The following is a 25,847-nucleotide window of genomic DNA, read 5'->3' as shown; positions in this document are numbered from 1 at the left end:
TAATTTAAATATAAAGACTGGGAAAAGAACATGTTTAACAAGTCTACTTCTTTTCAATATGAAAAGACGCTAAAAGCCTGCGGAAAAGGACAAAAAAGCGCCATACAAAGCTTATATAAACACGATGCTCCTCAAATGCTGGCCTTGGCATTCCGTATTTTTGGCAATTTAAACTATGCGGAACAGGCGGTTCAGCGTGCCTTTGTCACTATCTGGAAAAATGCCAATACGTATAACGAAGAAGCCGGTCCGGCCAAAGGATGGATTTACAGCATCTTGCGCTACCATATCGGTGTCCTGTACAAGCAAAATTACGAACAGATCCAGGCGACTTTGCAAAACAGGGATTCTGCACTGGTTGAAACGCTTAGTCTTTTGCAGGCCGACATACATGCTTCTCACGCACCACATACGGGTTTTCATGCTTTTCTCGAAGAATTGCCACTTGAGCCACAAAGCTGTTTGATCAACATGTATTTCAGTTCAGGTGAGCAAGCCTCAACCGCCACCCTGCTTAATATGCCTTTGGGCCGTTTCAAGGAAAATATTTTATTGGGCTTGCGTCATTTATCCAAAAAGTTGGGTAATTTTCCTTATCACATTGATAATGAAAAAATTGGCGAATATGTATTGGGTGGGCTAAGCGGCGAAGAAGAACGTTATGTACTTCAGCTTTTCAATCAGGACAGCACCGCAGCCAGCATTGCCCTGATCTGGGAGGATCACTTCACCCATTACCTGGATCAATTGCCCGAACAGCCTTTGCATCCGCGCTTATGGAGCAGCATCAAGCACAACATGCAAAACACCGAGGAAGTCGGTGGCATTCTTGATGCCATTCAAGATCATGACATGTCCGGGTTTTCCGGTTTGCAGGCGCGCATCAAGGAACTAAGCAAAAAACTCAGCCAAAACCTAAGACTATGGCAAATATCCAGCCTGGTACTGGCGACTGCCTTGCTTTTTCTTGTGATTATTTTTCCATCCACCTCCAATATGACCAGAATGATTGCCGTGTTGTCAGCGCCCGGGCAAAATAGCCAGCCTGCCTGGGTGGTAAAAGTTAATCAGGAAGGCATCGCACAGATCAAACCAATGATTCAGCAAAACATTGCCGACAATCTTGAAATGGAAATCTGGACACAATCAGACACGGGCAACAACGACTATCGCTCACTGGGCGCTATTAAATCGAATGCCATTATCACGCTTACTCCGGAAATGTTGGGTAAAGTGAAGCCCGGGCAACTTTTTCAAATCAGTCTTGAACCGGCTGGTGGTTCCCCTTCAGGCAAACCAACCGGGTCTATTTTGTATCAAGGTAGATTGGTTGATGTGAGTAATTAATAAGTAGCACTTATGCGGCATGAGCAATAACGGATTTGTCATGAGTTCATCACAATCGTCATCAAATAACGTGAAAATCTCTATAAATAACTGCAACTTTGTCTGAAAAATGATTTATACGAAAAATATTTTGAATTCTATGCAAATCTGAGACAAGTAACATATGAAAATATCGTATCATCAGGGTTGTAACAATTCAATTTTTGATCCCCTTGTCAAATGCCCCTTGTTTTAATTGTCGTACTCCCTTTCCTTGGCAGTATATTGGCTGCCATTTTGCCTCATAATGCCAGAAACCAGGAATCCTGGCTTGCTGGCATTATTGCGCTTGTCTGTGCAGGAATGGTTATTTATGCCGCACCTGCCGTATTTAACGGAGAGGTACTGGTCCAGACAATAAGCTGGTTGCCTTCCATGGGCGTCAATATGACATTCAGAATGGATGGCTTTGCCTGGTTATTTTCGCTTCTGGTCACCATAATGGGAGCCTTGGTGGTTCTGTATGCCCGTTATTACATGGACCCAGCCGATCCGGTACCCAGATTTTTTTCATTTTTCCTGGCATTCATGGGGTCAATGCTCGGTGTCGTTCTTTCGGGCAACGTTATTCAGCTGGTCATATTCTGGGAATTGACCAGTCTTTCATCATTCATGCTCATTGCTTACTGGCATCACCGGCAAGATGCACGTCGCGGTGCACGCATGGCACTTACCATTACTGCCGCAGGTGGATTTTGCCTGTTGGCCGGCATGTTAATGATTGGCCATATTGTCGGCAGTTATGAACTAAATGAAATACTGGCTTCGGGCAACCTGATCCGCAATCACCCCTGGTATATTCCCATTCTGGTGTTGATTGCCTTGGGCGGACTTACCAAAAGTGCCCAGTTCCCTTTCCATTTCTGGCTGCCCAATGCCATGGCTGCGCCAACTCCGGTATCCGCTTATCTACATTCGGCTACCATGGTCAAGGCTGGTGTTTTTATCCTGGCCCGTTTCTGGCCGGTGCTTGCCAGTACCGACCAGTGGTTCTGGATCATTGGCGGTGCCGGAATGTGTTCATTGCTCATAGGTGCTTTTGCCGCCACTTTCCAGCAGGACATGAAAGGTGTGCTGGCCTATTCCACAATCAGCCATCTGGGTCTTACCACCCTGCTTTTGGGTCTGAATAGCGAACTGGCCCTGATTGCCGCCATTTTTCACATGATCAACCATGCCACCTTCAAGGCCTCCCTGTTTATGGCAACCGGGATTGTTGACCATGAAACCGGAACACGTGACATGGGGGTGCTCTCAGGATTGCGAAAGGCCATGCCTATCACGGCCACCCTGGCTATTGTGGCTTCGGCCGCCATGGCGGGCGTGCCTTTGCTTAATGGTTTCCTTTCCAAAGAGATGTTCTTTTCCGAAACACTCTTTGTAAACCAAACCTCTTATGCCGGTTACTGGTTGCCAAGCCTGGCTGTTTTGGCAAGTTCATTCAGCGTTGCTTATTCCCTGCGCTTTATCATTCAGGTGTTTTTTGGCAAACCCGCCACCGATCTGCCTCGAAAACCACATGACCCCCCCCACTGGATGCTTTTTCCAAGTGCTGTTCTGGTTCTGCTGTGTATTCTTATCGGTGTTTTCCCCGAACTAATCATTGGCTCAACGCTCAAACTGGCGGCCACCTCCATTCTGGGAGACCACTTGCCTGCTTATAGCCTGGCTATCTGGCACGGCTTTAACCTTCCGCTCGTTATGAGTATCCTGGCCCTGGTTGGTGGTGTTTCCCTGCTATATGTGCTTAAACCCCTGTTTCGCTCATATCCCGGGCAGACACCGATTTTATACCGTTTTGATGGTAGAAAGTCTTTTGATGCCGTCATGAATGGCATCGATAGCATTGCCTATATCCTGCTTGAATGGTTTTCCAGCAAACGTTTGCAACCACAGGTATTGTGGATTGTGGTAATTACCGTGGTGGTCGGCATGCTGCCGCTGCTTGGTGGAAATTGGTTGCATTTAAAAGAACCGTTTTCTTTTGATCCGGCTTTTGCCCTTCTATGGACCGTTGGTGGTGCCTGCGCCATAGGAGCGGCTTATCTGGCCAAGTACAATCGCTTCCGTGCCCTGGTGCTTTCTGGTGGAGCCGGGCTTGTTACCTGCATCACTTTTGCATGGCTTTCAGCGCCCGATCTGGCGCTGACGCAATTGGTGGTTGAAACGGTTACCGTTGTTCTTATTTTGCTGGGCTTGCGCTGGTTGCCACGTCGTGTCATTGAAGAGTCCCAGATAACACCGTTACGGTCATTTATTCGCCGGTTCCGTGATTTGGCCATTGCAATATGTAGCGGACTGGGATTGTCTGCACTGGTCTATATCATGCTGACTCGCGATAAACCAGAGGGTCTTTCTGCCTTTTTCCTGGAAAAAGCCTTGCCTGAAGGCGGTGGTAATAACGTAGTTAACGTCATTCTGGTCGACTTCCGTGGCTTTGATACCTATGGTGAGATCAGTGTTCTGGGCATTGTGGCCATTACCGTCTATGCGCTGCTGCGTCGCTTCCGTCCGCCACAGGAAAGTATCCACGCCCTTGAAAACCGTCATGAAATTCAAACCATTGATGGCAATGGCCTCACCAATGAGCACAGTTTGCCCAAAGGTATTTTATTGGCTCCCAATGTACTGGGAAGGCTAATGCTGCCAGTTATTACCCTTATTTCATTGTATTTCCTGTTGCGCGGCCATAATCTGCCCGGCGGTGGTTTTGTAGGCGGGTTGATTTTTGCAACCGGAATCATCCTGCAATATATGCTCAGTGGCATTCACTGGGTTGAAACACGCTCAAGGGTTCGGCCACAGTACTGGATTTCCGTTGGCTTGTTAATTGCCGGTGGCTCTTCCATGCTTGCATGGTGGGTAGGTCAACCTTTCCTGTCAGCCATCAGTTGGGATATTTACTTGCCTGTCATCGGGAAGCTGCATCTTTCCAGCGTTATCCTTTTTGATATTGGTGTTTATGCACTCGTTGTGGGCGCAACAACCTTTATGCTGGTTGCCCTTGCTCACCAGTCCCTGCGTTTCTATCGTAAAGCACCGGTTGCCGAATCGGAAACCAAAGCAGGAACCGGGACACAATTGAATTTTTCAGATCGAGTTAATTAAATGGAAATTATCTACTCATTAGCCATAGGGGTATTGGCCGGCTCGGGCATCTGGCTCTTGCTCAGACCCCGTACCTTTCAGGTCATTATGGGGCTTACCCTGGTTTCCTACGCCGTAAACCTGTTTATATTTGGAATGGGCCGATTATCTGTTGGCTCTCCTCCCATCATTGAATCAGGTACGATTGCTGATGTTTCCAATTATGCCGATCCCGTTCCCCAGGCTCTGGTACTGACCGCTATCGTTATCGGTTTTGCCACAACGGCTTTATATCTGGTCGTGTTACTGGCCTTGCGCGGGCTGTCCAATACCGATCACGTCGATGGTACGGAGTTCAATTCATGATGGGTTGGTTGGATCATTTACCCATTTTACCTGTTGCAGTGCCCATGATGGCAGGCGCCCTCATGCTGCTTTTGAAAGACTCCCGTCGCAAGGCCCTTACCGGGCTGGCTTTCCTGTCGGTTACCATTCAGTTTGCTGTTGCAGTAACCTTGCTGTTCATGACAGCAGGCGATATTTCCAGCGACTGGAACAATGATATTGGCGTGTATTTGCTGGGTAACTGGATAGCCCCTTTTGGTATTGTGTTCGTGGTGGATAAGCTCTCAGCGGTTATGCTGGTTCTTACTATTGTGCTGGGCATATGTGCGCTTATTTACTCAACCGCGTTCTGGGATCGGGTTGGCATTCATTTCCACCCCTTATTCCAATTCATTCTGATGGGGCTTAATGGTGCATTTTTAACCGGTGACCTGTTCAATCTTTTTGTCTTCTTCGAGATTTTCCTGGCTGCATCGTATGGTTTGCTGCTGCATGGTTCTGGCTCCCGAAGAGTTTCTTCAGGTTTGCATTACATTACCGTCAACCTAATTGGCGCTTCTTTACTGCTCATCAGCATCTCCCTTATTTACGGGGTTACCGGTACGCTCAACATGGCCGATCTTGGTATCAAAGCCGGTATGCTGGATGCTGAAAATCGCAAACTTTTCGAAACCGCCTGTGCCATTCTGGGCATTGCCTTCTTAGTCAAGGCAGCGGCCTGGCCACTTAATTTTTGGTTACCCAATGCTTATGCGGCCGCTTGTGCTCCTGTTGCCACGCTATTTGCCATCATGACCAAGGTAGGCATTTATGCTTTGGTCAGAATGGGCTCCCTGCTTTTACCCACCGGAGCTCCTGCCGCCTTTGGTGGCGACTGGATGTACGCCATTGGTCTGGGTACCCTTTTATTTGGTACTTTAGGTATTCTGGCCGAAAAAAATACAGGACGACTGGTTGGCTATAGCATCATTCTGTCTTCCGGCACCCTGCTTACGGCGTTGGGAATGCCGGGTGTGACTTTAACAGGTCCTTCCCTTTTTTACCTGATCAGTTCCGTGCTTACCACCGGTGCTTTTTTCATGTTGGTTGAGTTGATCAAACGCACAGAATCCTTTGGTTCCAACGTGCTTTCTGTCAGTTTTGAAGCTTTTGGCCTTGATGAGGACAAAACAACCGATTATTCCGGTGACGTTGTTGGTGTCGCAATTCCAGCCGCACTGGCCTTTCTTGGTCTGTCATTTTTTACCTGCGCCATTCTGATTGCATGTATGCCGCCGTTTTCCGGTTTTGTGGCAAAGTTTGCCTTATTGTCTTCTGCACTTGAACTCACCGATAACAAGTTATCGGGACCTTCCCTCAGCGCCTGGCTACTGGTAATTGCCATGCTGGCATCCGGCCTTGCCACTGTCATTGCTCTGGGTAAATCAGGCGTAAGGCTTTTTTGGAATGCGGAAACGTTGCAAACGCCTAAACTTAGTATTCGAGAAGCTATTCCCGTTAGTGTTTTATTGCTAAGCTGTATTGCGCTTTCAATTTTTGCCGGACCTGTCATGGATTTTCTGGCTGAAACGGCAAGTTCGCTTGATGATCCCAATCAGTATATCAATGCAGTGATTACACAGGCATCCAACAAAACCATGGTAGGGGGACACTAATGAGAAAATTCTTTTTCTGGTTTCCCATGTCTGCATTTCTTTTGCTTATATGGATGCTGTTGGCCAATGCACTGACAATCGGCCAGTTTGTGCTCGGTTCAATACTGTCACTAGGGCTTGTTCTGGCATCACAGCGCTTGCGGCCTTTACACGGTCACCCTAAAAAAACCTTAACTATCCTGAAATTGATTTGCCTGGTTATTGTTGATATTGCTTATTCCAACTGGGTGGTGGGAATATTAATCCTGAAAGGAAAAAGTGCTCACCGAACACCAGGTTTCATCAATATTCCACTGGACATCCGCGATCCTCACGGTTTGGCCATTTTATCGTGCATTATCACTTATACACCTGGTACGGTCTGGTCTGGTCTGACTGAAGATGATTTCATCCTGCGCCTTCATGTTCTTAACCTGAAAGAGGAGTCCGACTGGATTCACACCATCAAGAATCGTTACGAAGCAAATTTGATTGAGATATTTGAATGAACTTGATATTGACCTGGGCATGTTACTTTGCCATTTGCTGCTTTTCACTGGCCACTTTTTGTGCCTTTATCAGACTCGTCAAGGGATCAACACCCCAAGACCGGGTGCTGGGTCTTGATACTATGTATATCAACGGCATGTTGCTGATCATCGTGCTGGGCATGCTTTACAGAACGTCCTGGTACTTTGACATTGCATTGCTCATCAGTTTATTGGGCTTTGTGTCTTCTTCAGCGCTGTCAAAATTCCTGCTGCGTGGTGAGGTGATCGAGCCATGAATGATATTCCTGCCTGGATCGCAATTCCCGCTGCTGTTTTTTTAGTGACGGGTGGCCTTATTACTTTGATTGGATCAATCGGACTGCTCCGGTTTGAAGATTTCAAAAGTCGTATTCATGCCCCTACATTGGGTAACACGTTTGGTGCCATCTTTACCTTGTTGGCGTCTATACTGGTTTCTTTTCATCTGGCTGACCGGGTTTTCTTTCACGAAATATTAATTGTTGTCTTTTTATTTCTTACTTCCCCCGTCACTGCGATGCTGTTAATGCGTTCTTATATACTGCGCCTGGAACGTATCGGAAAATAACTCTTTTATTCAAATACCATGCTGCCCAGACTGATTCTGTCTATTTTGATCGTTTTCCTGTCATTCAGTACAAGCGTTTATGCGGAAAATGGGCAAAAAGCACCGGCTCTTGAAGAGATCCAGGCAAGCCTTGCGGAACTTCCCAAGTCAATTGAAAACAATGACAATATTCAAAAAATACTGGATAAATTAAAAGCCATCCAGGCTAGCGCGCAGCAAATTATTAATGCCAAAACCCAGGAACTTGCCGACATTGATACAAAGTTAAGCAACCTGGCCGACACCCCAAAACCTGATGAATCGCAAAGCCCCCTTACCCCTGAGGCAAAAGACATTGAGGCGCAGCGCAGTGCCTTGCAAACAGAACGTGAACGACTGGATGCCAATATCAAACTCGCCAAATTGCTGATTAGTGAAGCCGACCAGCGAAGCTTTAAATTAATGGCGGGAAGCAGGGCCAAGTTTCAGGCTGAATTGTTTGAAAGGGTCAGATCTCCACTTACTTTGTCATTCTGGGAACGCTTTTCACGCTCATGGTCCTCGGATTTTCCTCGAGTACAGCAATTTACAGATTCTGTATTGGCTATTTTTGTGAAAGCCCTTGAACCGGAAAATAAAAAATTTTTTTATGCGGGCATTTTTCTTTCATTAATGACCGCTTTTGTGCTTAACCGTCTTTTGCAAAATCTGATTCGCCTGATTGCAATGGAAAGAATACCGACAGGTCGGGCACGACGTTCCCTGGTTGCCTTTGGAATTATTCTTAACAATGTCATTATTACTGGTTTATCCACGTATTTTTTATATGCCGGTCTTAACTGGAACGGGATTGTCAGCCCGGACATTCATGAATACCTGGTTTCCCTGATCTATACAATCATTTTCGCTTCACTGGTCACCGGTCTGGGCAATGCATTATTCTCGGTCCGTCATCAGTCCTGGCGTCTGCCTCCGCTTAGCGACACCCTGGTCCATGCGCTCAAACCCTATCCCTGGTTAATTACCACCCTCATTGTGATTCACCAGGCAATCATTATCAGCAGCTCAAAGGTTGGGATTTCTCTTGGTACAGAAGTGGGACTCAGGGTTATTTCAAACCTTACGATGGCGGTGCTGGGTTTTCTGGTTTTAGGCAAAATTTCCCGCTATTACCGGATTACTCCCCAAGCTAATCAGAATGAGCAAAATAAGGTGCCTGGCACGGTATGGCCCTATGTTCTTCGTACTCTGTGCTGGATGATTGTTATTGGCACATTGGTATTTACACTCGTTGGATTCGTTGCACTGGGCTCTTTCCTTATTACCCAGCTGCTCTGGAATGTCATCATCCTGTCAACTTTTTATATCTTATTTAAACTCAGTGAGGATTTATTCCAGGCCAGTATCGCAGCCCAGGGGCTTATTGGTAAACACCTGATTGAACAATATGACATTACACCCAATTTCCTGAATCAACTATCCACCATTTTGTCCGCCCTGACAAAGCTGCTGCTGTTTTATGCCTTGGTGATAGTTTTGCTGGTTCCGTTTGGAAACAGCCTGGCCGGTTTATTTAACCGGGATGGCAAGCTGGATAATTTTTTGCATACCTGGCAAAATTTCATTACGCCAGGTATGCTGCTAAGTGCAATCATGATCGTTTTGGGTGGAATTATTGTTGGCCGCCTGCTTAAAAACTGGCTTGTCAGTAAATATTTCCCCAATACCAATATTGATACGGGCGTACGCTTAAGTATTGTGACCGTTCTGGGTTACATTGTGGCCATTATTACCGTAAGCCTCATGTTATCCACCCTGGGAATCAGTCTTGAAAAACTGACCTGGATTGCCAGTGCCCTTTCTGTGGGTATCGGTTTTGGTCTTCAGGCCATTGTGCAAAACTTCATATCCGGTTTAATCATGTTGGTTGAAAGACCGGTTAAAGTAGGTGATTGGGTGGTTATTGGCACACAAGAAGGTGATATTCGCCGCATCAACGTCAGGGCTACTGAAATTCAACTGGGAGACCGCTCTACTTTGATTGTCCCCAACTCCGAGTTTATCACCAAGTCCGTCAGAAACATGACCCTTAGTAAAAGCGAAGGTCGTGTGCAAATCCGTCTTCCCCTGCCACTGTCAGTCAATCCAGCACAAGTCAGGGACATCATCCTGGCAATTTTTGAAAATAACGAGGATGTTCTTGACGATCAGGGCCTGGAACCCTACATTCGTCTTGATGGCATCGAAGGCGGTAGCCTGATCATGGTAGCGACTTGCTTCGTGATCAGTCCGCGCCTGGCAGGACGTATCAAAAGCGAATTGTTATTTGAAATAATCAACAAGCTTCATCAGGAAAGCATCCTGTTAAGCATGCCTTTGCAAATTGAACAAATTAACCCGACACGAGAAAATGTGAACTGAAACAGGTACTGTGCTGTTTATTGATTAGCCAAATGCCGCTTATCAAGAACCTGTCAGAAAATTGTATATGAATAAAGCCCATTCTGATATGGTCTGGCGTGACAGGGGCAATGCCTGAATAATCTAAGCTCGCGGCATTCCCCCTTAGTCTTAGTATTAGTTCTTTTCAGTAATCGGACCTGTCCACTCTTCGGTAAAAAGCTCGTAACTTAAACGCTCTTTTTGCGGCACAGGCATTTTGGGGGTACCAATAGCCAAAAAGCCCATGAACCGATAATCAAGTGCATCAAATCCCAACCCGGTTTGGAACTCATCGATATAAGTGGCAATACCTGTACTCCAGAACGCACCATATCCCAGCATATGTGTCGCATTCAAAATATTGGTAACAGCCGCGCCTGTTGCCAGCATACGTTCAGACTCACTGATTTTCGTATTGCTGTAATCAATATGGCAAGCAACTGCAATGATCAGGGGTACTTCCGCAAGCCATTGACGTGTAGCCGCTTCCTTATCGGGATTAAATGGCTCGGCACTGGCCTGTTTTAAAGCAATGGAAAAATCGGCAAACTTTTTAATGGCTTCGCCACGAATAATCTTGAATCGCCATGGGCGAAGCGCACCATGATCAGGCGCAGACATGGCTGTTTGCAGTATAAGTGCCAGCTCCTCGTCAGAAGGAGCCGGAGCGGTAACCATTTTCATGGAATTACGATTCAGAAGATAATTAATTGCTTCATTCATGGCATAACCTGTATAAATATTATTCAGTTAAGGAGGGATTAACGCAGCAACGCCTTCATGTCGCGAACTGCCTTTTCCCAACCGTCAAAAATGGCCTGAGCTACGATGGCATGACCGATATTCAACTCTGAGATACCTCCAAGTGCAACAATGGCCTGAACATTCTGATAGTGCAAACCATGACCGGCATGTACTTTCAGGCCAGCTCCAAGTCCTTCAGCAATCGCAATCCTTAGACGTTCCAATTCCGCCTCTACCTGCTCTCCCCTTGCCTCGGAATAGGTACCCGTATGCAATTCGATCACGGTAGCCCCTGCCTTGGCAGCTGCATGAATTTGATCGATATTGGGATCAATGAACAGGGAAACCCTTGAGCCGGCATCATGCAATCTTGAAACAGCCAATTTAACCTGTTCAAAGGATTCAATTACATTCAACCCACCTTCCGTGGTTAATTCCTGGCGACGTTCGGGTACCAGACAAATATCGTGCGGCTTGACATCACAGGCAATATCCAGCATTTCAGGAGTGATGGCACACTCAAGGTTCATCCGGGTGGTGAGCAACGGAAGAATGGCATAAACATCCTTATCCTGAATATGGCGACGATCCTCACGCAAATGCAATGTGATGACATCTGCCCCAGCCTGCTCAGCCAACAGAGCTGCCTTGATAGGGTCTGGATATACGCTATGGCGTTGCTGCCTGAGAGTCGCCACGTGATCAATATTTACGCCTAAATCAATCATAAAATACGGAATACAAAATTTATTTTGAAATAATGGAGGTTTGTGTCCAACCGCCACCCAATGCTTTATAAAGTTCTATACGGTTCTGAATGGAATCAAACCCGGTTTGCAAAAAACTTTGCTGAACAGCAAATAAAGCAACCTCTGCTGATTGTACCTGCAAGAAACTGTCTATACCGTTTGAATAGCGCAAATTGGCAATTTTAAGCGTTTCATAGGCAGAAGCCTGCTGTGCTCTCAAAGCATCAAGCTGTGACTGGTAAGTAGACTCACCTGCCAGGGCATCAAGCACCTCACGAAAAGCGGTCTGAATCGACTTTTCGTATTCGGCCACGGCAATATCATTGCGTATTTCAGCCAGGTTAAGGTTATTGCTTAATTTTCCAGCGGTAAATATGGGAATATTAATAACAGGATTAAATGACCACATACCATTACCACCATCAAACAGGGAACCCAGATCGGGACTGGCAATACCCAAGAGTCCCGTCAAGGAAATGGATGGAAAAAAGGCTGCCCGGGCTGCACCAATATTGGCATTGGCCGCTTTCAACCTGTTCTCGGCTGCAAGGATGTCTGGTCGACGGGTTAACAAATCTGAAGGTAGTCCCGTGGGCAATTTGGCCATGACAACATCACCGGTAAAAGGCGGTGCTGGCGGTAAATTGTCAGGAATGGGCTGACCAAGAATTAGCTGCAAGGCATTTCTGGCACGCATTTCAGCACGGGTAATTTCAGCCAGGATCGCTTTGGCCCCTTCAAGTGTGGTTTTTGCCTGATTGACATCAAGTATTGTGGCAACACCACCTTTGTATCGACTTTGAACCAGATCATACGTTCCCTGACGCGACTTGATGGTTTTGTTAACCAGTTCTTTTTGCGCCTCAAGATTTCTGACCGTAAAGTACGTGGATGCAAGCTGACCGATCAGATTGATTTGAACGGTGGTGCGGGCCTGTTGCGTTGCCAGGTATTGTTCAAAGGCCGCTTCAGATAAACTTCTTTGTCGACCAAAAAAATCAAGTTCAAAATTGGTCATGCCAATACCTGCGACATTGCTGCGGGATACCGAGGGCGCCAAAGCACCACCCGCACGCATATCCTCAGGCATGCGCTGAGCCGTTTGCTGTGCATTGACACCAATTTGAGGAAATTGGTCACTGCGTTGAATGCCATACAGGGCACGAGCCTCTTCGACCCGCTGAACTGCTATCCGCATATCACGGTTGTTTTCAAGCGCAATAGGAATCAGCGCTTTCAGGCGTTCATCCTTGAAAAAAGTTTCCCATCCCAGGTCAGCCGTATGCTGGAGACCGCCAGACTGTGAGGATGAACTGTCTTGTCCCGGAAACTGGTCAGGAACTGGCAGCCCAGGACGTTCGTATTTGGGGTTTAAAGAACACCCGGTCAATACAGTTGCCAACAAGACTACCGACAACTTGGGAGAGAAATGTTTCACGATATTCATTTTTCAGGGTTACTCTCAGTAGGTTGATCTTTGTTTTCGCCTGAATCTGAGGGATCCAGCGTTTCTATTTCGGCAACATCTTTATAAATCTCGTGCCGGTAAGCGTACGCTTCTTGTTCAGTTTCGAAAGACTGGGCTTGCTCGCCTAATAAACGTGGCCGTGTTTTGAAAATTTTCATGACGACAACAAAAAAGACGGGAACAAAGAGTACAGAGAAAGGCGTGGCAGCCAGCATTCCACCAATCACACCAACACCAACGGCACGCTGACCTGCGGCACCGGCGCCATCTGCCAATACCAACGGTAACACACCAAGAATAAAAGCAAAAGAGGTCATGAGAATAGGCCTGAAACGAAGTCGGGCCGCCTGCATCGTTGATTCGATCAGATCCCTGCCCGATGCATAGGCATCTTTGGCGAATTCTACAATCAGAATCGCATTCTTGGCGGATAAACCAATAACAGTGATCATGCCCACCTGGAAATAAATGTCATTGGACATACCTGTCCAGGTCGTCAGGCCAACGGTACCGAGCATACCCAGAGGAACGATCAGCATGGCAGACACCGGAATGGTCCAGCTTTCATACAGGGCAGCCAGAACCAGGAAAACCACAATCAGGGACAGGGCCATGGTAATGGGGGCCTGGTTACCGGCCTGAATTTCCTGAAATGATAAGCCCGCCCATTCATAGCCAATGCCAGAAGGCAATTGTGCAATCAGGCGCTCGATTTCAGCCATGGCTTCACCGTTGGAATAGCCCGGTTGGGCCTGACCACTAATGGTGATGGCATCAAAACTGTTGAAGCGGCTGACCTGGGTTGGTCCCTGGGTCCAGTCAAGCTTGACGAAAGAAGACATGTCCACGAGTTCTCCAGAGGCGTTATGCACCTTGAGCTTGAGAATATCTTCGGGGGTCATGCGGAATTGGGCGTCAGATTGAACCCAAACGTTTTGCATCCATCCGGTATTGGGGAATTTACCCAAATAACCCGAACCGATTGCGCTGCCCAGCACATTGGCAACTTCAGTCATATTAACGCCCAATATCGCCGCCTTTTCACGATCAATATTCACGTTAAGCTGTGGCCCTGGCCCCAGGCCTGAAATGCGCACTTGCGTGAGGATGTCACTTTTCTGGGCCAATCCCAACAGTTGATTGGCAGCATCACGTAAAGCCAATTGACCCAGTGATCCCCTGTCCTGCAGCCTTAAATCAAAACCGGTAGCTGTACCCAACGAGGGAATCGCAGGTGGAATAACGGCAAATACCATGGCATCGGGAATACCAAATAACAGACTGCCGGTTGCTTTGGCTGAAAGTGCCTGAGCAGATTGTCCGGGCCCCTGCCGTTCGGAAAATCCTTTCAGTGGAACGAATGCAATCGCCGAGTTAAGACCCGTGCCACTAAAACTGAACCCCTGAACCGTAATGATATTTTCCGTTTCAGGCAATTTTGAGAAATATTCTTCTACCGTATCAATGACTTCCATGGTTCGGTTGGCCGAAACACCCGATGGCAATTCAATATTGGCAATCATAAAGCCCTGGTCTTCATCGGGAAGAAATGAGCTGGGCAAACGCAGGAACATATATGCCATGCCAACTGAAAGAATCAGATAGATGAACATCATGCGTCCGCCTCGCTTGATAAAGGCACCCACCCAACCGGAATAGCCGTTGGTTGTTTTATCGAAGACGCGGTTAAACCAGCCAAAAAAACCTTTTTTGACTTCATGATGCCCCTTGGCTACGGGTTTCAGAATAGTTGCACACAAAGCAGGGGTAAAGGTTAAAGCAAGGAAAGCCGAGAAACCGATTGAGACAATCATGGATACGGCAAACTGGCGGTAAATAACGCCGGCTGAGCCACTCATGAAAACCAGCGGAAGAAATACCGTCATCAGGACCAATGTAATACCAACAATGGCTCCGCCAATTTGTGGCATGGCCTTATAGGTGGCATCTTTCGGTGAAAGCCCTTCTTCAGACATGATCCGCTCGACGTTTTCAACCACCACAATCGCATCATCCACCAAAATACCAATGGCCAGAACCATGGCAAACATGGTAAGCGTGTTAATGGAGTAACCCAGAAACAGCAAGGTGGTCACTGTTCCCATCAGGGCAATGGGCACAACGACAGCAGGAATGACCGTATACCTGACATTTTGCAAGAACACGAACATGACAATAAACACCAGAATCATGGCCTCTACCAGCGTATGTACCACTTGCGTGATGGATGCCTCGACATAAGGTGCCGTATCGTAAGGAATGCTGTATGTCACGTTCTCGGGGAAATAACGTGACAGGCTTTCCATTTCTTCCTTGATCAGTTTTGCCGTAGAAAGCGCATTCGCATTGGGGGCCAGGGAAATGGCAAACGAAGCGGATGGTGCACCATTCAGGCGAGAGCTGAACTGATAGGAATCTGAGCCGATCTCAACCCTGGCCACATCTTTCACACGAACGACAGAACCATCAGGGTTGGCACGCAAAACGATATTGGCAAACTCATCAACGGTTTCCAACTGGCCGTTGGTGGAAACAATGGCACTGGTTGTCTGGTTTTCAGGTGTTGGGGGGGCACCCAAAGTACCGGCTGAAATAGCCCTGTTTTGTGCTGCCAGAGCGGCACTCACATCGGTCATGGTCATGCCATAACTGGTCAGTTTGGCAGGATCAGTCCAGATACGCATGGCCCTGGGTGCGGCAAACAGCTGAAAAGTACCCACCCCTTCAATCCGGGAAATCGAGTTTTGAATATTCCGGGTGATGTAGTCACCCAACTCGGCCGCCGAGGTCGAGCCGTCAGTAGAACTAAGGGCAACAATCAGCAGGAAACCGGCTGAACTCTTGCTGAACCTGAGGCCTTGATCCATAACGGCCTGGGGCAGTTTGGAAGAGACGTTGGCCACTTTGTTCTGCACTTCAACCTGGGCCATATTGGGATCGGTACCCGGCTTGAAAATGACATCAATGTCTGAACGGCCATAAGCATCGCTGGTTGATGAATAATAAAGCAGGTTTTCCGCTCCATTCAGCTCATTTTCAATGACGCTGGTAACCTGTTGCGCTACATCTTCAGCAGAAGCGCCAGGGTAAGAGGCACTAATGTTAATGGTGGGCGGGGCAACTTCCGGGTATTGTGCTACCGGCATGAACGGAATCGCAATCACGCCTGCGAAGAAAATGATAATGGCAACAACCCAGGCAAAAATCGGGCGATTAATAAAGAAGTTGGACATATATCTTCTCAGCTTTCGGCAGATTTATTGGAGTCGGCAGTTTCTTCATCCGACGTTTTTTTCCAGGGCATGGGTTTTACCGTGCCACCTGGCTGCGCTTTCTGAAAGCCCTCGACAATGACTTCGTCATTGGGACTCAGGCCTTTATTGATAATGGTCTTGCCATCGACTGAGTTACCTTCTTCAACCGCGACTGAGACGACCTTATCGTCTTTAACCAACAACAGTTTTACCAAACCGTCTGGTGTGCGTTGCAAGGCCTGGTTTGGAACCATCAATGCCTGTGGATTCACTCCCTGCTCCAACCTGACCTGGGTAAACATGCCTGGCAACAGTAGATGTTGCGGATTGGGGAAGATGGAACGCAAGGTAACCTGGGCGGTTGTCGGGTTGACAGAAACACCGGTAAAAAGCAATTTACCATTTTCCGGATAAAGAGAACCGTCCTCCATTTCAAGCTGGACAACAGCCATGCCCGTTTCTGTCTGTTTGAGCTGTCCCTCAGCAAGCGCCTTGCGCAGATTGCTTAATTCACCCGTGGTTTGTGAAAAATCCACATAAACCTGGTCAATTTGTTGCACAGTGGCCAGGTGGGTACCGGTGCCCGCACTTACCAACGCGCCCTCAGTGACAAATGCCTCACCAATAATTCCATCAATGGGTGAGGTGACATCCGTGTAACCAAGATTGATTTGGGCGGCATCAAGGGCAGCCTTGGCCTGACTGATTGCTGCTTCTGCCTGGGCAGCCTGGGCAATCGCATTATCATACTCTTGACGGCTTACCGCCGCAGATTTGACCAGGGTTGAATAACGTTTTGCCAGTAACCGCGCGCTTTTCGCATTCGCTTCTGCCTGCTCAAGCGCCGCGGCAGCCTGATTGACCGCAGCCTGATAGGTGGCCGGATCTATTTTAAACAGTAACTGCCCTTCTTTGACAACACTGCCCTGCTTGAATTCAATGCTTTGTATAATGCCAGTGACCCGGGCACGAACCTCGGCATCTTTAATGGCCGCTACCCGGCCAGATAATGTGGTGTAAATACGGGCCTCAGCGGGCTCTACTTTAATGGTGGAAACCGGAAACACGGGAGGGCCTCCGGCTGCAGCGGGATCGGCCGCATCTTCTTTTCCACAACCACTTAGTAGAAGCACCGAACATGCAAGCAATGCCGCGATTTTATGATTGGCAAAGGTTGATTTTATTCTCATTTGACTGTGACCCGAAAAATACCCTTAAGGATATTTTTATTGAAAATGTTGATTCGATTAAAAGATACTGCAAATTATAGTGGAAAAATAATTGCCTAAGCAACATTCTGTTCGCCACAAGAAAAACAATTGCCTAAGCAACAGTTAAACTCTATAGGTATTTATTTGGTTATTCAAATATAAAAAAATGGATAAATGGCGTAAACAGGCAAAAAAATGCTTATCGATGCAATAATCGCACATTTTAGATCAGCATAATGAAATTGTTTTGACTAGCCCAATAAAAGGGCATCATCAGAAACCTGCTCACCCCTGACTTTTTCAAACATTTGCAGCAAGTCGGAAACACTCATTCCTTTGCGCTTTTCCCCACTGACATCAAGCACGACCTGACCTTGGTGCAGCATAACAGTTCTTTCGCCAATTTCAAGAGCCTGTTTCATGCTATGGGTTACCATCATGGTGGTTAATTTTTGCTCCGCGACCAGTTTCTGTGTTAACTCAAGCACAAAATGGGCGGTTCTTGGGTCTAGTGCCGCCGTATGCTCATCAAGCAATAAAATCTTGCTCGGTTGCAAGGCTGCCATCAATAAACTGACCGCTTGCCGTTGCCCACCTGAAAGCAGACCGATACGATCAGTCAGGCGATTTTCAAGCCCCAATCCAAGAATGGCCAGGCGATCCCTGAAAAGTGCTTTCATGAACGGCTTGATGGCAGGAGCAAGTCCCCTTGACTGCCCCCGGTTATAAGCCAAAGACAGGTTTTCTTCGATCGTCAGGTCTTCGCAGGTGCCTGCCATCGGGTCCTGGAAAACACGCGCCACATTGCCGGCCCGTTGCCAGCCTGGAACACGAGTGACATCAATATCATTAAGCAGTATGCGACCGGAATCCACCATGGTTTCACCGGCAATGGCATTCAAGAAAGTGGATTTCCCGGCACCATTCGAACCAATGACCGTGACAAACTGACCTTCCGGGATGGTTAAGGACATACCTTGCAAGGCACGGGTTTCAATCGGTGTGCCTGGATTAAAAGTGATTCGTAAATTTTCTGCTTTCAGCATGACATTAACCTTTTTTCGCTTTCAGCATTTTATTAAGTTTGGGCAAAATCAGTGCAAATGTAACCAGCAAGGCAGTCACCAGATTAAGATCTTGCGCTTTGAGCCCGATGAAGTCACTGTTTAAGGCCAGGGCAATGAAAAAACGATACAGTACAGCACCAATAATCACCGCCAGCGTTACATAAACAAACCTACGGGCAGGAATGATGCTTTGTCCAACAATAACTGCTGCCAGGCCGATCACAATGGTGCCTATTCCCATTGAAATATCGGATCCGCCTTGCGATTGTGCAAACAAGGCGCCACCCAGCCCGACCAGGGCGTTTGAAATGGCCATGCCTAACATGACCATGCGGTCGGTTGAAATACCCTGTGCCCTGGCCATCCTGAGATTTGAACCGGTTGAACGCATGGCCAGCCCTGATTGAGTGGCAAAATAGCGATCCAAAAGCAATTTGACAATGACCACAATCAATAATAAAAGAAGTGGGCGCCAGAAATGCTCTTCGAGGGAAGCGGGCTGCAAGAGAGAAAAGACGGTATCACTGGTAATAAGCGGTATATTCGGCCCCCCCATTATCCTCAGGTTAATGGAATACAGGGCAGTCATCATAAGAATACTGGCCAGCAAATCCATGATTCCCAGTTTTACATTAAGCCAACCAGTTAGCATGCCCGCAAACGCGCAGGCCAGCATGGCTAACGCCGTTGCCAAAAAAGGATCACCTCCCATGCTGATAACCAGTGCCGCAATGGCGCCACCCGTGGCAAACGTTCCGTCTACAGTCAGGTCTGGAAATCGAAGGATGCGAAAGGAAATAAATACACCAAGTGCCACAAGACTGTAAATGAAACCCAGTTCAAATGCACCAAGAGAGGAAAATAAGGACATGTTTTATGAGTAATTATTGGTCGGATAAAGTACAACGATACACATCAATACCGTTAAATTCCAGCTTGAATTGCAAATCCCGTTAAAAACGGGATTCGCAATTCAGTCATTTTTACTCCACAACAACAGCAGCCGATTTCAGGAGCTCTTCAGGCAGTTCAATACCCTGGTTTTTAGCCGCGGCAGGATTCACATAAAGCTCCAGTTTTGAGCTGGTTTGTGAAGGAATGGTGCCCGGATCTTCCCCATTCAGGATGCGGGCTACAATTTCACCTGTTTGGATACCGAGGTCTTTATAGTTAATACCCAAGGCAGCAATGGCACCACGCTTGACGCTGTCAGTATCGGAAGCAATCAGGGGAATGTCGGCTTCATTTCCAACCTTAACCAGTGCCTCATAGGCAGATACCACGTTGTTGTCGGTGTTGGTATAAATAACATCCACTTTGCCAATCAGGCTTCGTGCGGCAGAGCCCACATCAACAGACCGGGGAGCTGATGCTTCAACAAGCTCCATACCCTCCATGGGAAGTAAAGTTTTCAAGCGCTTTACAACAACCGCAGAATTGGCCTCGCCAGGGTTATACACCATACCCACTTTCTTGGCATTGGGTACAACGCGCTTGATCAAATCCACCTGTTTTTCAAGCTCAAGCACATCAGACACCCCGGTCACGTTCGTGCCAGAAGCTTCGACGGTTGAAACCAGTTGTGCCGCTACCGGGTCGGTAACTGCGGAGTACACTACAGGAATTTGCTTGGTGGCGGCCACAACAGCCTGGGCAGAAGGTGTGGCAATCGCTACGATGGCATCAGGTTTGTCACCGATAAACTGACGTGCAATTTGTGCTGCCGTACCTGTATTGCCCTGTGCGCTCTGGTAATCCAGGTCCAGGTTTTTACCTTTTACGTAGCCATTTTTCTCAAGTGCCTCGATCACGCCATCACGAACCGAATCAAGTGCGGGGTGTTCAACAATGGCAGTAATGGCCACGGATTTTTCCTGGGCATAAGCCATATTAGATGCCAATACGGCTGCCAATAAAGCAGTTCCAAAACCCAATTTAAATTTTTTCACCAACATGACAACTCCACAGACTAAATAATAATTCCAAATTCTCACACATGCCATTTACCCGTAACACTGGTAAAAACCAGCATGTGCCAAGACATCGCCTAAAACTTCAATAAACCATCAGCTTGAGGCTCTACAGACAAAGCCTTTATCCATTTTGTTGCAGGCAGACCATAACGACGCTCGACATCGACCGCCCGTGCGGCCAACACTTCTGCCTCAATTTCCAGCGCTGGTCCGGTAAAAGCCAGAATGATCCGGTTACCATCCTCGGTTTCAGGAAACATGATCACCCTGTTTGCAAAAGCTTTATTGATATTCCTGATGTTGGAATGGAAACTGGGGTGATGTCCAAAAAGGTTGATGACAGCAATACCCAAATCACCCAACACGCGGTGACATCCCTGATAAAACACTAATGAATTGCATACCGGCCCTTGGGCGGTGTAATCATATAAATCCACCATGAGCACAGAACAGCTGTCATGGTTGAGGGGATCGGTCACCCACTCATGGGCATCCTCATGAATCATGGAGTGCCTTTTGTGATGGCCCAGACGGAAATAAGACTGGCATATTGCCGTCACCATCGGATTCCACTCCACAGTGATTACCTGGCTTTGCGTATGCCTGAGGCAAAAACGCGTTAATGCCCCTGCTCCAAGACCCAAAATGCCAATGCTTTTATCTTTGGGTGGAGACAGGAACAGCAACCAGGCCATCATTTGCTCGGTATATTCAAAAACAAGGCGTGAAGGTTTGGAAACCTGCATGGCACCTTGCATCCAGACACTGTCGAAATGTAAATAACGTATGCCATCCTGTTCTGACATTGAAGGTGTATCATGTACAGGATGGGGTTCCAGTTTTCTGCTTGCCATTAAACTCGCTCAAAAATCGCTGCAATACCCTGACCACCACCAATACACATGGTAACCAGTGCGTACTTGCCCTGAATACGTTGCAGCTCGTACAAGGCTTTTACTGTAATAATAGTGCCGGTTGCCCCAATAGGGTGCCCCAGACTAATGCCACTGCCGTTGGGATTGACCTTTGCCGGATCAAACCCCAACGCTTTGCTGACGGCACAGGCTTGTGCCGCAAAAGCTTCATTAGCCTCTATGATATCCATATCATTAATGGTAAGACCGGCCTTGGCCAATGCTTTTTGCGTTGCCGGCACCGGACCGATTCCCATTAACCCGGGCTCTACGCCCGCATGCGCATAAGCCACCAGACGGGCAAGCGGCTTGGCATTGCGTTCCCTGACCATTTCCTCATTCATGAGCACCACAGCCGCAGAACCATCGTTAATGCCTGAAGCATTGCCTGCGGTTACCGTACCGTTTTCGCGAACAAAAACCGGTTTTAGTTTTGACAGGCCTTCAAGGGTGATATCGCGGCGCACATGTTCGTCGGTATCGAATATTACATCACCTTTACGTGATTTTTGTACGATTGGAACAATTTGCTCTTTAAAGTAACCGTTATCAATGGCATGAATGGCCCGGCGATGTGATTCCAGAGCCAAGGCATCCTGCTCTTCACGGGTGATTTCGAATTTCTTTGCCACATTTTCGGCGGTGACCCCCATATGGATATTTTCAAAAGGATCCGACAAAGCCCCTGTCATCATGTCCATGGCAACGCTATCTCCCATACGGGCGCCAAAACGATGGGCCGGCAGTATATAGGGAGCACGACTCATGTTTTCAACACCGCCTGCCACGGCCACCGATGTATCTCCCAGCATGATGCTTTGCGCGGCAGATACAATGGCCTGCAATCCCGATCCGCAAAGACGGTTCACATTGAGCGCGGGAGTTTCGATGGAGACACCCGCGTTTACGGATGCCACACGGGAAACATACATATCACGGGGCTCGGTATTGGCGACATGACCAATGACAACATGCCCCACATCGGACCCGGCAAGATTTGCCCTGGCAAGCGCCTCCTTAATTACCGTGCTACCCAATTCACAGGGCGGCACATCTTTTAAGGAACCACCAAAAGTGCCAATAGCCGTTCTAACACCAGAAACCACGAAAATGCCGCTCATCTCTTCACTCCTTTGGGTAAAAAAAAACGTAAACATTATTTTGAACTAAAATAGCCTTTAAATTTAACCCAGATCGCCTTCTATCTCAAAGGATTTATTCATACATGAAAATTGCAACCTGGAACGTCAACTCACTAAAGGTAAGATTGCCACAAGTGATTGCCTGGCTACAGGAAAACCCCGTTGATGCCCTGTGTCTTCAGGAACTGAAGCAGGAAACCGATAAATTTCCGCTTGATGCCTTTAAAGAACTGGGCTATGAATGTGCTTGGACCGGTCAGAAGACCTATAACGGTGTAGCCATTATTTCCAGACAGAAACCATTTGATATCACGCTGAACAACCCGTTTTTCCCTGATGAACAGCAAAGACTGGTCAGCATTACCGTCCCCTCTTCAATCGGAGACATACGGATCATTTGTGCCTACTGCCCAAATGGCAGCTCACTGGACAGTGAAAAATATGCCTATAAACTTGAATGGTTCAAGGCCTTGCATCAATACCTGGAACAACAACTTCAGAAATATCCCAATTTGGCGGTTTTGGGCGATTATAATGTGGCTCCGGAGGACCGTGATATCCATGAGAAATACAGTGGTGACATTTTGGTCTCGCCGCCTGAACGTGAGGCTTTCCAGCGCTTGCTCAATTTGGGGTTAAGCGATTCGTTTCGACTGTTCGAGCAGGAAGAAAAATCGTTTAGCTGGTGGGATTACCGCATGATGGGATTCCGGCGCAATGCCGGTTTGCGAATTGATCATATTCTGCTTTCAAAGCCATTGCGGGATTTATGTACTGAATGCGTGATAGATAAACAACCACGCCGGAATGAACAACCCTCCGATCATACCCCGGTCATCGCCACCATCGACATTTAATGTAAATGGCCTGAGTTTGTCAAAATATCCAACTCAGGCCATTATCGTTGCCGGTCAATCAACCCGTGGCTGGGCACATTTGCCTTTATTGACAAGCTGATATCGCTTAATTATTCACCGTCCTGTATCCGCTGTTCAAGATCACTGGCTTGCGCAGCAGTACTCATGGGTACAAACAAATGCCCTGTATCAATAGCCTGGCTAATGGCCAGGATGGAAACCAGCTTGTTATTCATGGTAACGGTTAGATTTTTACCAATATTGCGACTGGTAAAATCGGCAAGTTTTGCACTACCCTGAGGGGAAAAATGCAAATCAACAAAAACATTGCCCGCACTATCCTGTTTGGCAATGGCATTTTGCAAGTCATTCCGGACTAAAGTCTGGGTTGGATCCACATAAACAAGCTGACCACTTTGTTGAACAGGGATATAGCCCGCCAGCGGCGTCATGGATGACACATAAATGACCAGGGAAGAGGCAACCTGGGACTGTTGAGGCAACGAAGGTGGCTGCACGACAGGCACCTGCTCGGCAGGCAATACAGGAACATCGCTCCGCAAAGTTCCTCCTTGGCGACCATCAGGAAATAGCTCTACGGTCTCGCAACCGGCAAGCAGAGCAGTCGATCCAAGTATAGTGAATTTTACAAATTTTTTTATACTCATACTATTACCAATCAATGTTAGAGGAAGCGTTCGTGTCCTTTCAGGTATCGCCACTGCCCTACCGGCAAGTCTGCCAGAGTGACATTGCCCATACGCACCCGTTTAAGGCCAACCACTTTCAGGCCAACCAATTCACACATGCGACGAATTTGACGTTTTTTGCCTTCATGTAAAATAAATTTTAACTGATCATCATTCAACCATGAAACTTCTGCCGGGCGCAAGGCCTGACCATCCAGAGTCAGGCCATGATTCAACAGACTCAGGCCATTACCCATCATTCTACCTTCAACCCTAACCAAATATTCTTTTTCCACCTCTGAGTCTTCACCAATTAACTGCTTGGCAATACGACCATCCTGGGTCAATACCAACAAGCCCTGTGAGTCGATATCCAGCCTGCCTGCAGGCGCAAGACCTCGAAGATGAGAGGGCTCAAACCGTTGACGGCCTTTATCAAACTGGCGTTCCGGGGTGATCAGGCTGGCAGCGGGTCGATACCCGCCTTCAGCCTGTCCGGACACATAGCCAACCGGCTTGTTAAGGATAATGGTTACCCTTGCGGTTTGTCTTGCCTGCGCCATTTTATCAAGTGTAATCGTTTGGTTGGGATAGGCTTTGTCACCCAGTCCCACCACTCTGCCATCCACTTTTACCCACCCGCGTTCAATGTAGGCATCTGCCTCACGGCGTGAACACATCCCTTTTTCGGACATGAGTTTAGAAATTCTTGCTTTTTCCATTTATTTCTCAATTTTTTTAGCATTTCAACTCAATGCTGAGTGAATTATTGATATATTCCATTTATAAAAAATGAACAATTGTAGTAATGAACACTTATACAGATACTCCCAACTGGTTATCCGCTCCCCCTCCAAAACTTGAAGGCTTGCAAAAGCAATGGTTGTTTCGACCGGGCGCACTCACAGGCGGTTTGCGACAACTTGGCATTGTTGAGATAAGGATATTGAAAGAATGCATACAAAGCCTGCCCTATGATGAGGCAGGCACGTGCAGGCAGTTTGCATCCAGTCCTGTATGGGTCCGTGAAATTATAATGTCCATCAATGGCATTCCGGCTGTTGCCGCACGCAGTCTGACTCCATTAAAAGCCTCGCATGGCGTTTGGCAAGGCATCAGGAAATTAAGAACCCGTCCTTTGGCGGACATTCTTTACACTGATCGGGCCATCGTACGGTCAAACTTTGAATGCGGGCTTGTTAAAAGAACCATGCCCATTTACAACACGCTGGCCAAGGTTTTACATCCTGTACCAGCCAAACCAACACTTGCCAGACGGTCTACATTCTGGAAAAACGGGCAGCCTCTATTGGTAACCGAGTGTTTTTTACCTGCATTCTGGAATGAAATCATTCCTGCTGCAAGTCAAAACAAAAAACAGAATGTAGCATAAAAATGCCTGGGCTTGAATACCAGGCCATTATATTTTCTAGAGTGCCTGGTCATCCAGTTCGCCCGTACGAATCCGGACTGCTTTTTCAATATGAGTGACAAAAATTTTGCCATCTCCAATTTTTCCTGTGCGGGCCGCTTTTACGATGGCCTCAAGAGCCGCGTCAACCTGACTGTCGGGGATGGCCAGTTCGATTCTCACCTTGGGTAAAAAATCTACAACATACTCTGCACCCCGATAAAGCTCAGTGTGCCCCTTCTGGCGACCAAAGCCCTTGACTTCAGTTACCGTCAGGCCACTCACCCCAATTTCAGCCAAGGCTTCGCGTACTTCATCGAGTTTAAAAGGTTTGATTATTGCAGTTACTAATTTCACCTTGTCTGTCCTTTTATCATGTTCATTATTTTGAATTTTA

Annotated in this window: 23 protein-coding genes; 10 read left to right on the top strand and 13 right to left on the bottom strand. The window is 47.4% G+C overall.

Annotation, left to right across the window (positions count from 1 at the left end; translation table 11 throughout):
• Positions 1 to 30: 30 nt before the first annotated feature.
• From KU392_RS08430 to KU392_RS08395, 8 genes are all read left to right on the top strand, one after another.
• Positions 31 to 1,347 carry an anti-sigma factor domain-containing protein gene (locus KU392_RS08430; protein WP_217735072.1) on the top strand — a complete coding sequence of 439 codons (1,317 nt, stop codon included), beginning with the start codon at positions 31 to 33 and terminating at the stop codon, positions 1,345 to 1,347.
• A gap of 219 nt (positions 1,348 to 1,566) precedes the next feature.
• On the top strand, positions 1,567 to 4,494 hold the full coding sequence (locus tag KU392_RS08425) for a monovalent cation/H+ antiporter subunit A (RefSeq protein WP_169294465.1): 2,928 nt from the start codon (positions 1,567 to 1,569) through the stop codon (positions 4,492 to 4,494).
• Positions 4,495 to 4,839 carry a Na+/H+ antiporter subunit C gene (locus KU392_RS08420; protein WP_169294466.1) on the top strand — a complete coding sequence of 115 codons (345 nt, stop codon included), beginning with the start codon at positions 4,495 to 4,497 and terminating at the stop codon, positions 4,837 to 4,839.
• Entirely contained in the window at positions 4,836 to 6,473 is a 1,638-nt protein-coding gene (locus KU392_RS08415) for a monovalent cation/H+ antiporter subunit D (protein ID WP_169294467.1), read from the top strand. Before KU392_RS08420 ends, KU392_RS08415 begins: the two co-directional genes overlap by 4 nt.
• Positions 6,473 to 6,961 carry a Na+/H+ antiporter subunit E gene (locus tag KU392_RS08410; protein ID WP_169294468.1) on the top strand — a complete coding sequence of 163 codons (489 nt, stop codon included), beginning with the start codon at positions 6,473 to 6,475 and terminating at the stop codon, positions 6,959 to 6,961. The genes KU392_RS08415 and KU392_RS08410 overlap by 1 nt, the downstream gene beginning before the upstream one ends.
• The gene (locus KU392_RS08405) at positions 6,958 to 7,239 is read left to right on the top strand and encodes a K+/H+ antiporter subunit F (protein WP_169294469.1); all 282 of its coding nucleotides are present in this window, start codon (positions 6,958 to 6,960) and stop codon (positions 7,237 to 7,239) included. Before KU392_RS08410 ends, KU392_RS08405 begins: the two co-directional genes overlap by 4 nt.
• On the top strand, positions 7,236 to 7,550 hold the full coding sequence (gene mnhG, locus KU392_RS08400; RefSeq protein ID WP_169294470.1) for a monovalent cation/H(+) antiporter subunit G: 315 nt from the start codon (positions 7,236 to 7,238) through the stop codon (positions 7,548 to 7,550). The genes KU392_RS08405 and mnhG overlap by 4 nt, the downstream gene beginning before the upstream one ends.
• Before the next feature lie 18 nt (positions 7,551 to 7,568).
• Positions 7,569 to 9,950, top strand: a complete 2,382-nt coding sequence (locus tag KU392_RS08395; protein ID WP_217735071.1) for a DUF3772 domain-containing protein — start codon at positions 7,569 to 7,571, stop codon at positions 9,948 to 9,950.
• A 156-nt stretch (positions 9,951 to 10,106) separates the two neighbouring features.
• Here the strand turns inward: KU392_RS08395 and KU392_RS08390 are convergent, their stop codons facing one another.
• The 10 genes from KU392_RS08390 to KU392_RS08345 form a co-directional block, all read right to left on the bottom strand.
• The gene (locus KU392_RS08390; RefSeq protein WP_169294472.1) at positions 10,107 to 10,694 is read right to left on the bottom strand and encodes a nitroreductase family protein; all 588 of its coding nucleotides are present in this window, start codon (positions 10,692 to 10,694) and stop codon (positions 10,107 to 10,109) included.
• A 38-nt stretch (positions 10,695 to 10,732) separates the two neighbouring features.
• Positions 10,733 to 11,443: a pyridoxine 5'-phosphate synthase gene (locus tag KU392_RS08385; protein WP_169294473.1), complete on the bottom strand. Its 711-nt coding sequence runs from the start codon at positions 11,441 to 11,443 to the stop codon at positions 10,733 to 10,735.
• A 19-nt stretch (positions 11,444 to 11,462) separates the two neighbouring features.
• Complete coding sequence (locus tag KU392_RS08380) at positions 11,463 to 12,911, bottom strand: efflux transporter outer membrane subunit (protein WP_217735070.1); 1,449 nt, start codon at positions 12,909 to 12,911, stop codon at positions 11,463 to 11,465.
• Complete coding sequence (locus KU392_RS08375; RefSeq protein WP_169294475.1) at positions 12,908 to 16,165, bottom strand: efflux RND transporter permease subunit; 3,258 nt, start codon at positions 16,163 to 16,165, stop codon at positions 12,908 to 12,910. The genes KU392_RS08380 and KU392_RS08375 overlap by 4 nt, the downstream gene beginning before the upstream one ends.
• Positions 16,166 to 16,173: 8 nt before the next feature.
• Positions 16,174 to 17,376 carry an efflux RND transporter periplasmic adaptor subunit gene (locus KU392_RS08370; protein ID WP_217735069.1) on the bottom strand — a complete coding sequence of 401 codons (1,203 nt, stop codon included), beginning with the start codon at positions 17,374 to 17,376 and terminating at the stop codon, positions 16,174 to 16,176.
• Positions 17,377 to 17,648: 272 nt separating this feature from the next.
• Positions 17,649 to 18,443 carry an ABC transporter ATP-binding protein gene (locus tag KU392_RS08365; protein ID WP_169294477.1) on the bottom strand — a complete coding sequence of 265 codons (795 nt, stop codon included), beginning with the start codon at positions 18,441 to 18,443 and terminating at the stop codon, positions 17,649 to 17,651.
• 4 nt (positions 18,444 to 18,447) lie between these two features.
• Complete coding sequence (locus KU392_RS08360) at positions 18,448 to 19,335, bottom strand: ABC transporter permease (protein WP_169294478.1); 888 nt, start codon at positions 19,333 to 19,335, stop codon at positions 18,448 to 18,450.
• A gap of 112 nt (positions 19,336 to 19,447) precedes the next feature.
• The gene (locus KU392_RS08355) at positions 19,448 to 20,353 is read right to left on the bottom strand and encodes an ABC transporter substrate-binding protein (protein WP_246587398.1); all 906 of its coding nucleotides are present in this window, start codon (positions 20,351 to 20,353) and stop codon (positions 19,448 to 19,450) included.
• Between the two features lie 158 nt (positions 20,354 to 20,511).
• Positions 20,512 to 21,291: a spermidine synthase gene (locus tag KU392_RS08350; protein ID WP_169294480.1), complete on the bottom strand. Its 780-nt coding sequence runs from the start codon at positions 21,289 to 21,291 to the stop codon at positions 20,512 to 20,514.
• The gene (locus KU392_RS08345) at positions 21,291 to 22,472 is read right to left on the bottom strand and encodes an acetyl-CoA C-acyltransferase family protein (RefSeq protein ID WP_169294481.1); all 1,182 of its coding nucleotides are present in this window, start codon (positions 22,470 to 22,472) and stop codon (positions 21,291 to 21,293) included. Before KU392_RS08345 ends, KU392_RS08350 begins: the two co-directional genes overlap by 1 nt.
• A 104-nt stretch (positions 22,473 to 22,576) precedes the next feature.
• On the opposite strand from KU392_RS08345, the gene xth reads away from it, so the two are divergent.
• A complete protein-coding gene (gene xth / locus KU392_RS08340; RefSeq protein WP_169294482.1) occupies positions 22,577 to 23,350 on the top strand; it encodes an exodeoxyribonuclease III in 774 nt (257 codons plus the stop codon).
• A gap of 110 nt (positions 23,351 to 23,460) precedes the next feature.
• On the opposite strand, the gene KU392_RS08335 is transcribed toward xth, so the two are convergent.
• Together KU392_RS08335 and KU392_RS08330 are read right to left on the bottom strand one after the other, a co-directional pair.
• Positions 23,461 to 24,018: a SecDF P1 head subdomain-containing protein gene (locus KU392_RS08335; protein WP_169294483.1), complete on the bottom strand. Its 558-nt coding sequence runs from the start codon at positions 24,016 to 24,018 to the stop codon at positions 23,461 to 23,463.
• Positions 24,019 to 24,035: 17 nt separating this feature from the next.
• On the bottom strand, positions 24,036 to 24,761 hold the full coding sequence (locus KU392_RS08330) for a pseudouridine synthase (RefSeq protein WP_169294484.1): 726 nt from the start codon (positions 24,759 to 24,761) through the stop codon (positions 24,036 to 24,038).
• Positions 24,762 to 24,847: 86 nt separating this feature from the next.
• On the opposite strand from KU392_RS08330, the gene KU392_RS08325 reads away from it, so the two are divergent.
• Complete coding sequence (locus KU392_RS08325) at positions 24,848 to 25,432, top strand: chorismate--pyruvate lyase family protein (RefSeq protein ID WP_217735068.1); 585 nt, start codon at positions 24,848 to 24,850, stop codon at positions 25,430 to 25,432.
• Positions 25,433 to 25,468: 36 nt separating this feature from the next.
• Here the strand turns inward: KU392_RS08325 and KU392_RS08320 are convergent, their stop codons facing one another.
• Positions 25,469 to 25,807 (bottom strand): P-II family nitrogen regulator, encoded by a 339-nt coding sequence (locus KU392_RS08320; RefSeq protein ID WP_169294486.1) that lies wholly within the window; start codon positions 25,805 to 25,807, stop codon positions 25,469 to 25,471.
• Positions 25,808 to 25,847: the final 40 nt, after the last annotated feature.

This window comes from Advenella alkanexedens (assembly GCF_019132845.1).
In the GTDB taxonomy this organism is placed as follows: Bacteria; Pseudomonadota; Gammaproteobacteria; order Burkholderiales; family Burkholderiaceae_B; genus Advenella; species Advenella alkanexedens.
This window is presented reverse-complemented; position numbering and strand designations above follow the sequence as displayed.

What these genes read in the sequence shown, in the direction of transcription:
- KU392_RS08325 (WP_217735068.1), top strand. Translation starts at nt 24,848, where the DNA reads ATGAACACTTATACAGATACTCCCAACTGGTTATCCGCTCCCCCTCCA.
- KU392_RS08425 (WP_169294465.1), top strand. Translation starts at nt 1,567, where the DNA reads ATGCCCCTTGTTTTAATTGTCGTACTCCCTTTCCTTGGCAGTATATTG.
- KU392_RS08375 (WP_169294475.1), bottom strand. Translation starts at nt 16,165, where the DNA reads ATGTCCAACTTCTTTATTAATCGCCCGATTTTTGCCTGGGTTGTTGCC.
- KU392_RS08350 (WP_169294480.1), bottom strand. Translation starts at nt 21,291, where the DNA reads ATGGCAAGCAGAAAACTGGAACCCCATCCTGTACATGATACACCTTCA.
- KU392_RS08345 (WP_169294481.1), bottom strand. Translation starts at nt 22,472, where the DNA reads ATGAGCGGCATTTTCGTGGTTTCTGGTGTTAGAACGGCTATTGGCACT.
- KU392_RS08370 (WP_217735069.1), bottom strand. Translation starts at nt 17,376, where the DNA reads ATGAGAATAAAATCAACCTTTGCCAATCATAAAATCGCGGCATTGCTT.
- KU392_RS08365 (WP_169294477.1), bottom strand. Translation starts at nt 18,443, where the DNA reads ATGCTGAAAGCAGAAAATTTACGAATCACTTTTAATCCAGGCACACCG.
- xth (WP_169294482.1), top strand. Translation starts at nt 22,577, where the DNA reads ATGAAAATTGCAACCTGGAACGTCAACTCACTAAAGGTAAGATTGCCA.
- KU392_RS08410 (WP_169294468.1), top strand. Translation starts at nt 6,473, where the DNA reads ATGAGAAAATTCTTTTTCTGGTTTCCCATGTCTGCATTTCTTTTGCTT.
- mnhG (WP_169294470.1), top strand. Translation starts at nt 7,236, where the DNA reads ATGAATGATATTCCTGCCTGGATCGCAATTCCCGCTGCTGTTTTTTTA.
- KU392_RS08430 (WP_217735072.1), top strand. Translation starts at nt 31, where the DNA reads ATGTTTAACAAGTCTACTTCTTTTCAATATGAAAAGACGCTAAAAGCC.
- KU392_RS08395 (WP_217735071.1), top strand. Translation starts at nt 7,569, where the DNA reads ATGCTGCCCAGACTGATTCTGTCTATTTTGATCGTTTTCCTGTCATTC.
- KU392_RS08420 (WP_169294466.1), top strand. Translation starts at nt 4,495, where the DNA reads ATGGAAATTATCTACTCATTAGCCATAGGGGTATTGGCCGGCTCGGGC.
- KU392_RS08385 (WP_169294473.1), bottom strand. Translation starts at nt 11,443, where the DNA reads ATGATTGATTTAGGCGTAAATATTGATCACGTGGCGACTCTCAGGCAG.
- KU392_RS08360 (WP_169294478.1), bottom strand. Translation starts at nt 19,335, where the DNA reads ATGTCCTTATTTTCCTCTCTTGGTGCATTTGAACTGGGTTTCATTTAC.
- KU392_RS08355 (WP_246587398.1), bottom strand. Translation starts at nt 20,353, where the DNA reads ATGGCTTATGCCCAGGAAAAATCCGTGGCCATTACTGCCATTGTTGAA.
- KU392_RS08330 (WP_169294484.1), bottom strand. Translation starts at nt 24,761, where the DNA reads ATGGAAAAAGCAAGAATTTCTAAACTCATGTCCGAAAAAGGGATGTGT.
- KU392_RS08380 (WP_217735070.1), bottom strand. Translation starts at nt 12,911, where the DNA reads ATGAATATCGTGAAACATTTCTCTCCCAAGTTGTCGGTAGTCTTGTTG.
- KU392_RS08405 (WP_169294469.1), top strand. Translation starts at nt 6,958, where the DNA reads ATGAACTTGATATTGACCTGGGCATGTTACTTTGCCATTTGCTGCTTT.
- KU392_RS08390 (WP_169294472.1), bottom strand. Translation starts at nt 10,694, where the DNA reads ATGAATGAAGCAATTAATTATCTTCTGAATCGTAATTCCATGAAAATG.
- KU392_RS08335 (WP_169294483.1), bottom strand. Translation starts at nt 24,018, where the DNA reads ATGAGTATAAAAAAATTTGTAAAATTCACTATACTTGGATCGACTGCT.
- KU392_RS08415 (WP_169294467.1), top strand. Translation starts at nt 4,836, where the DNA reads ATGATGGGTTGGTTGGATCATTTACCCATTTTACCTGTTGCAGTGCCC.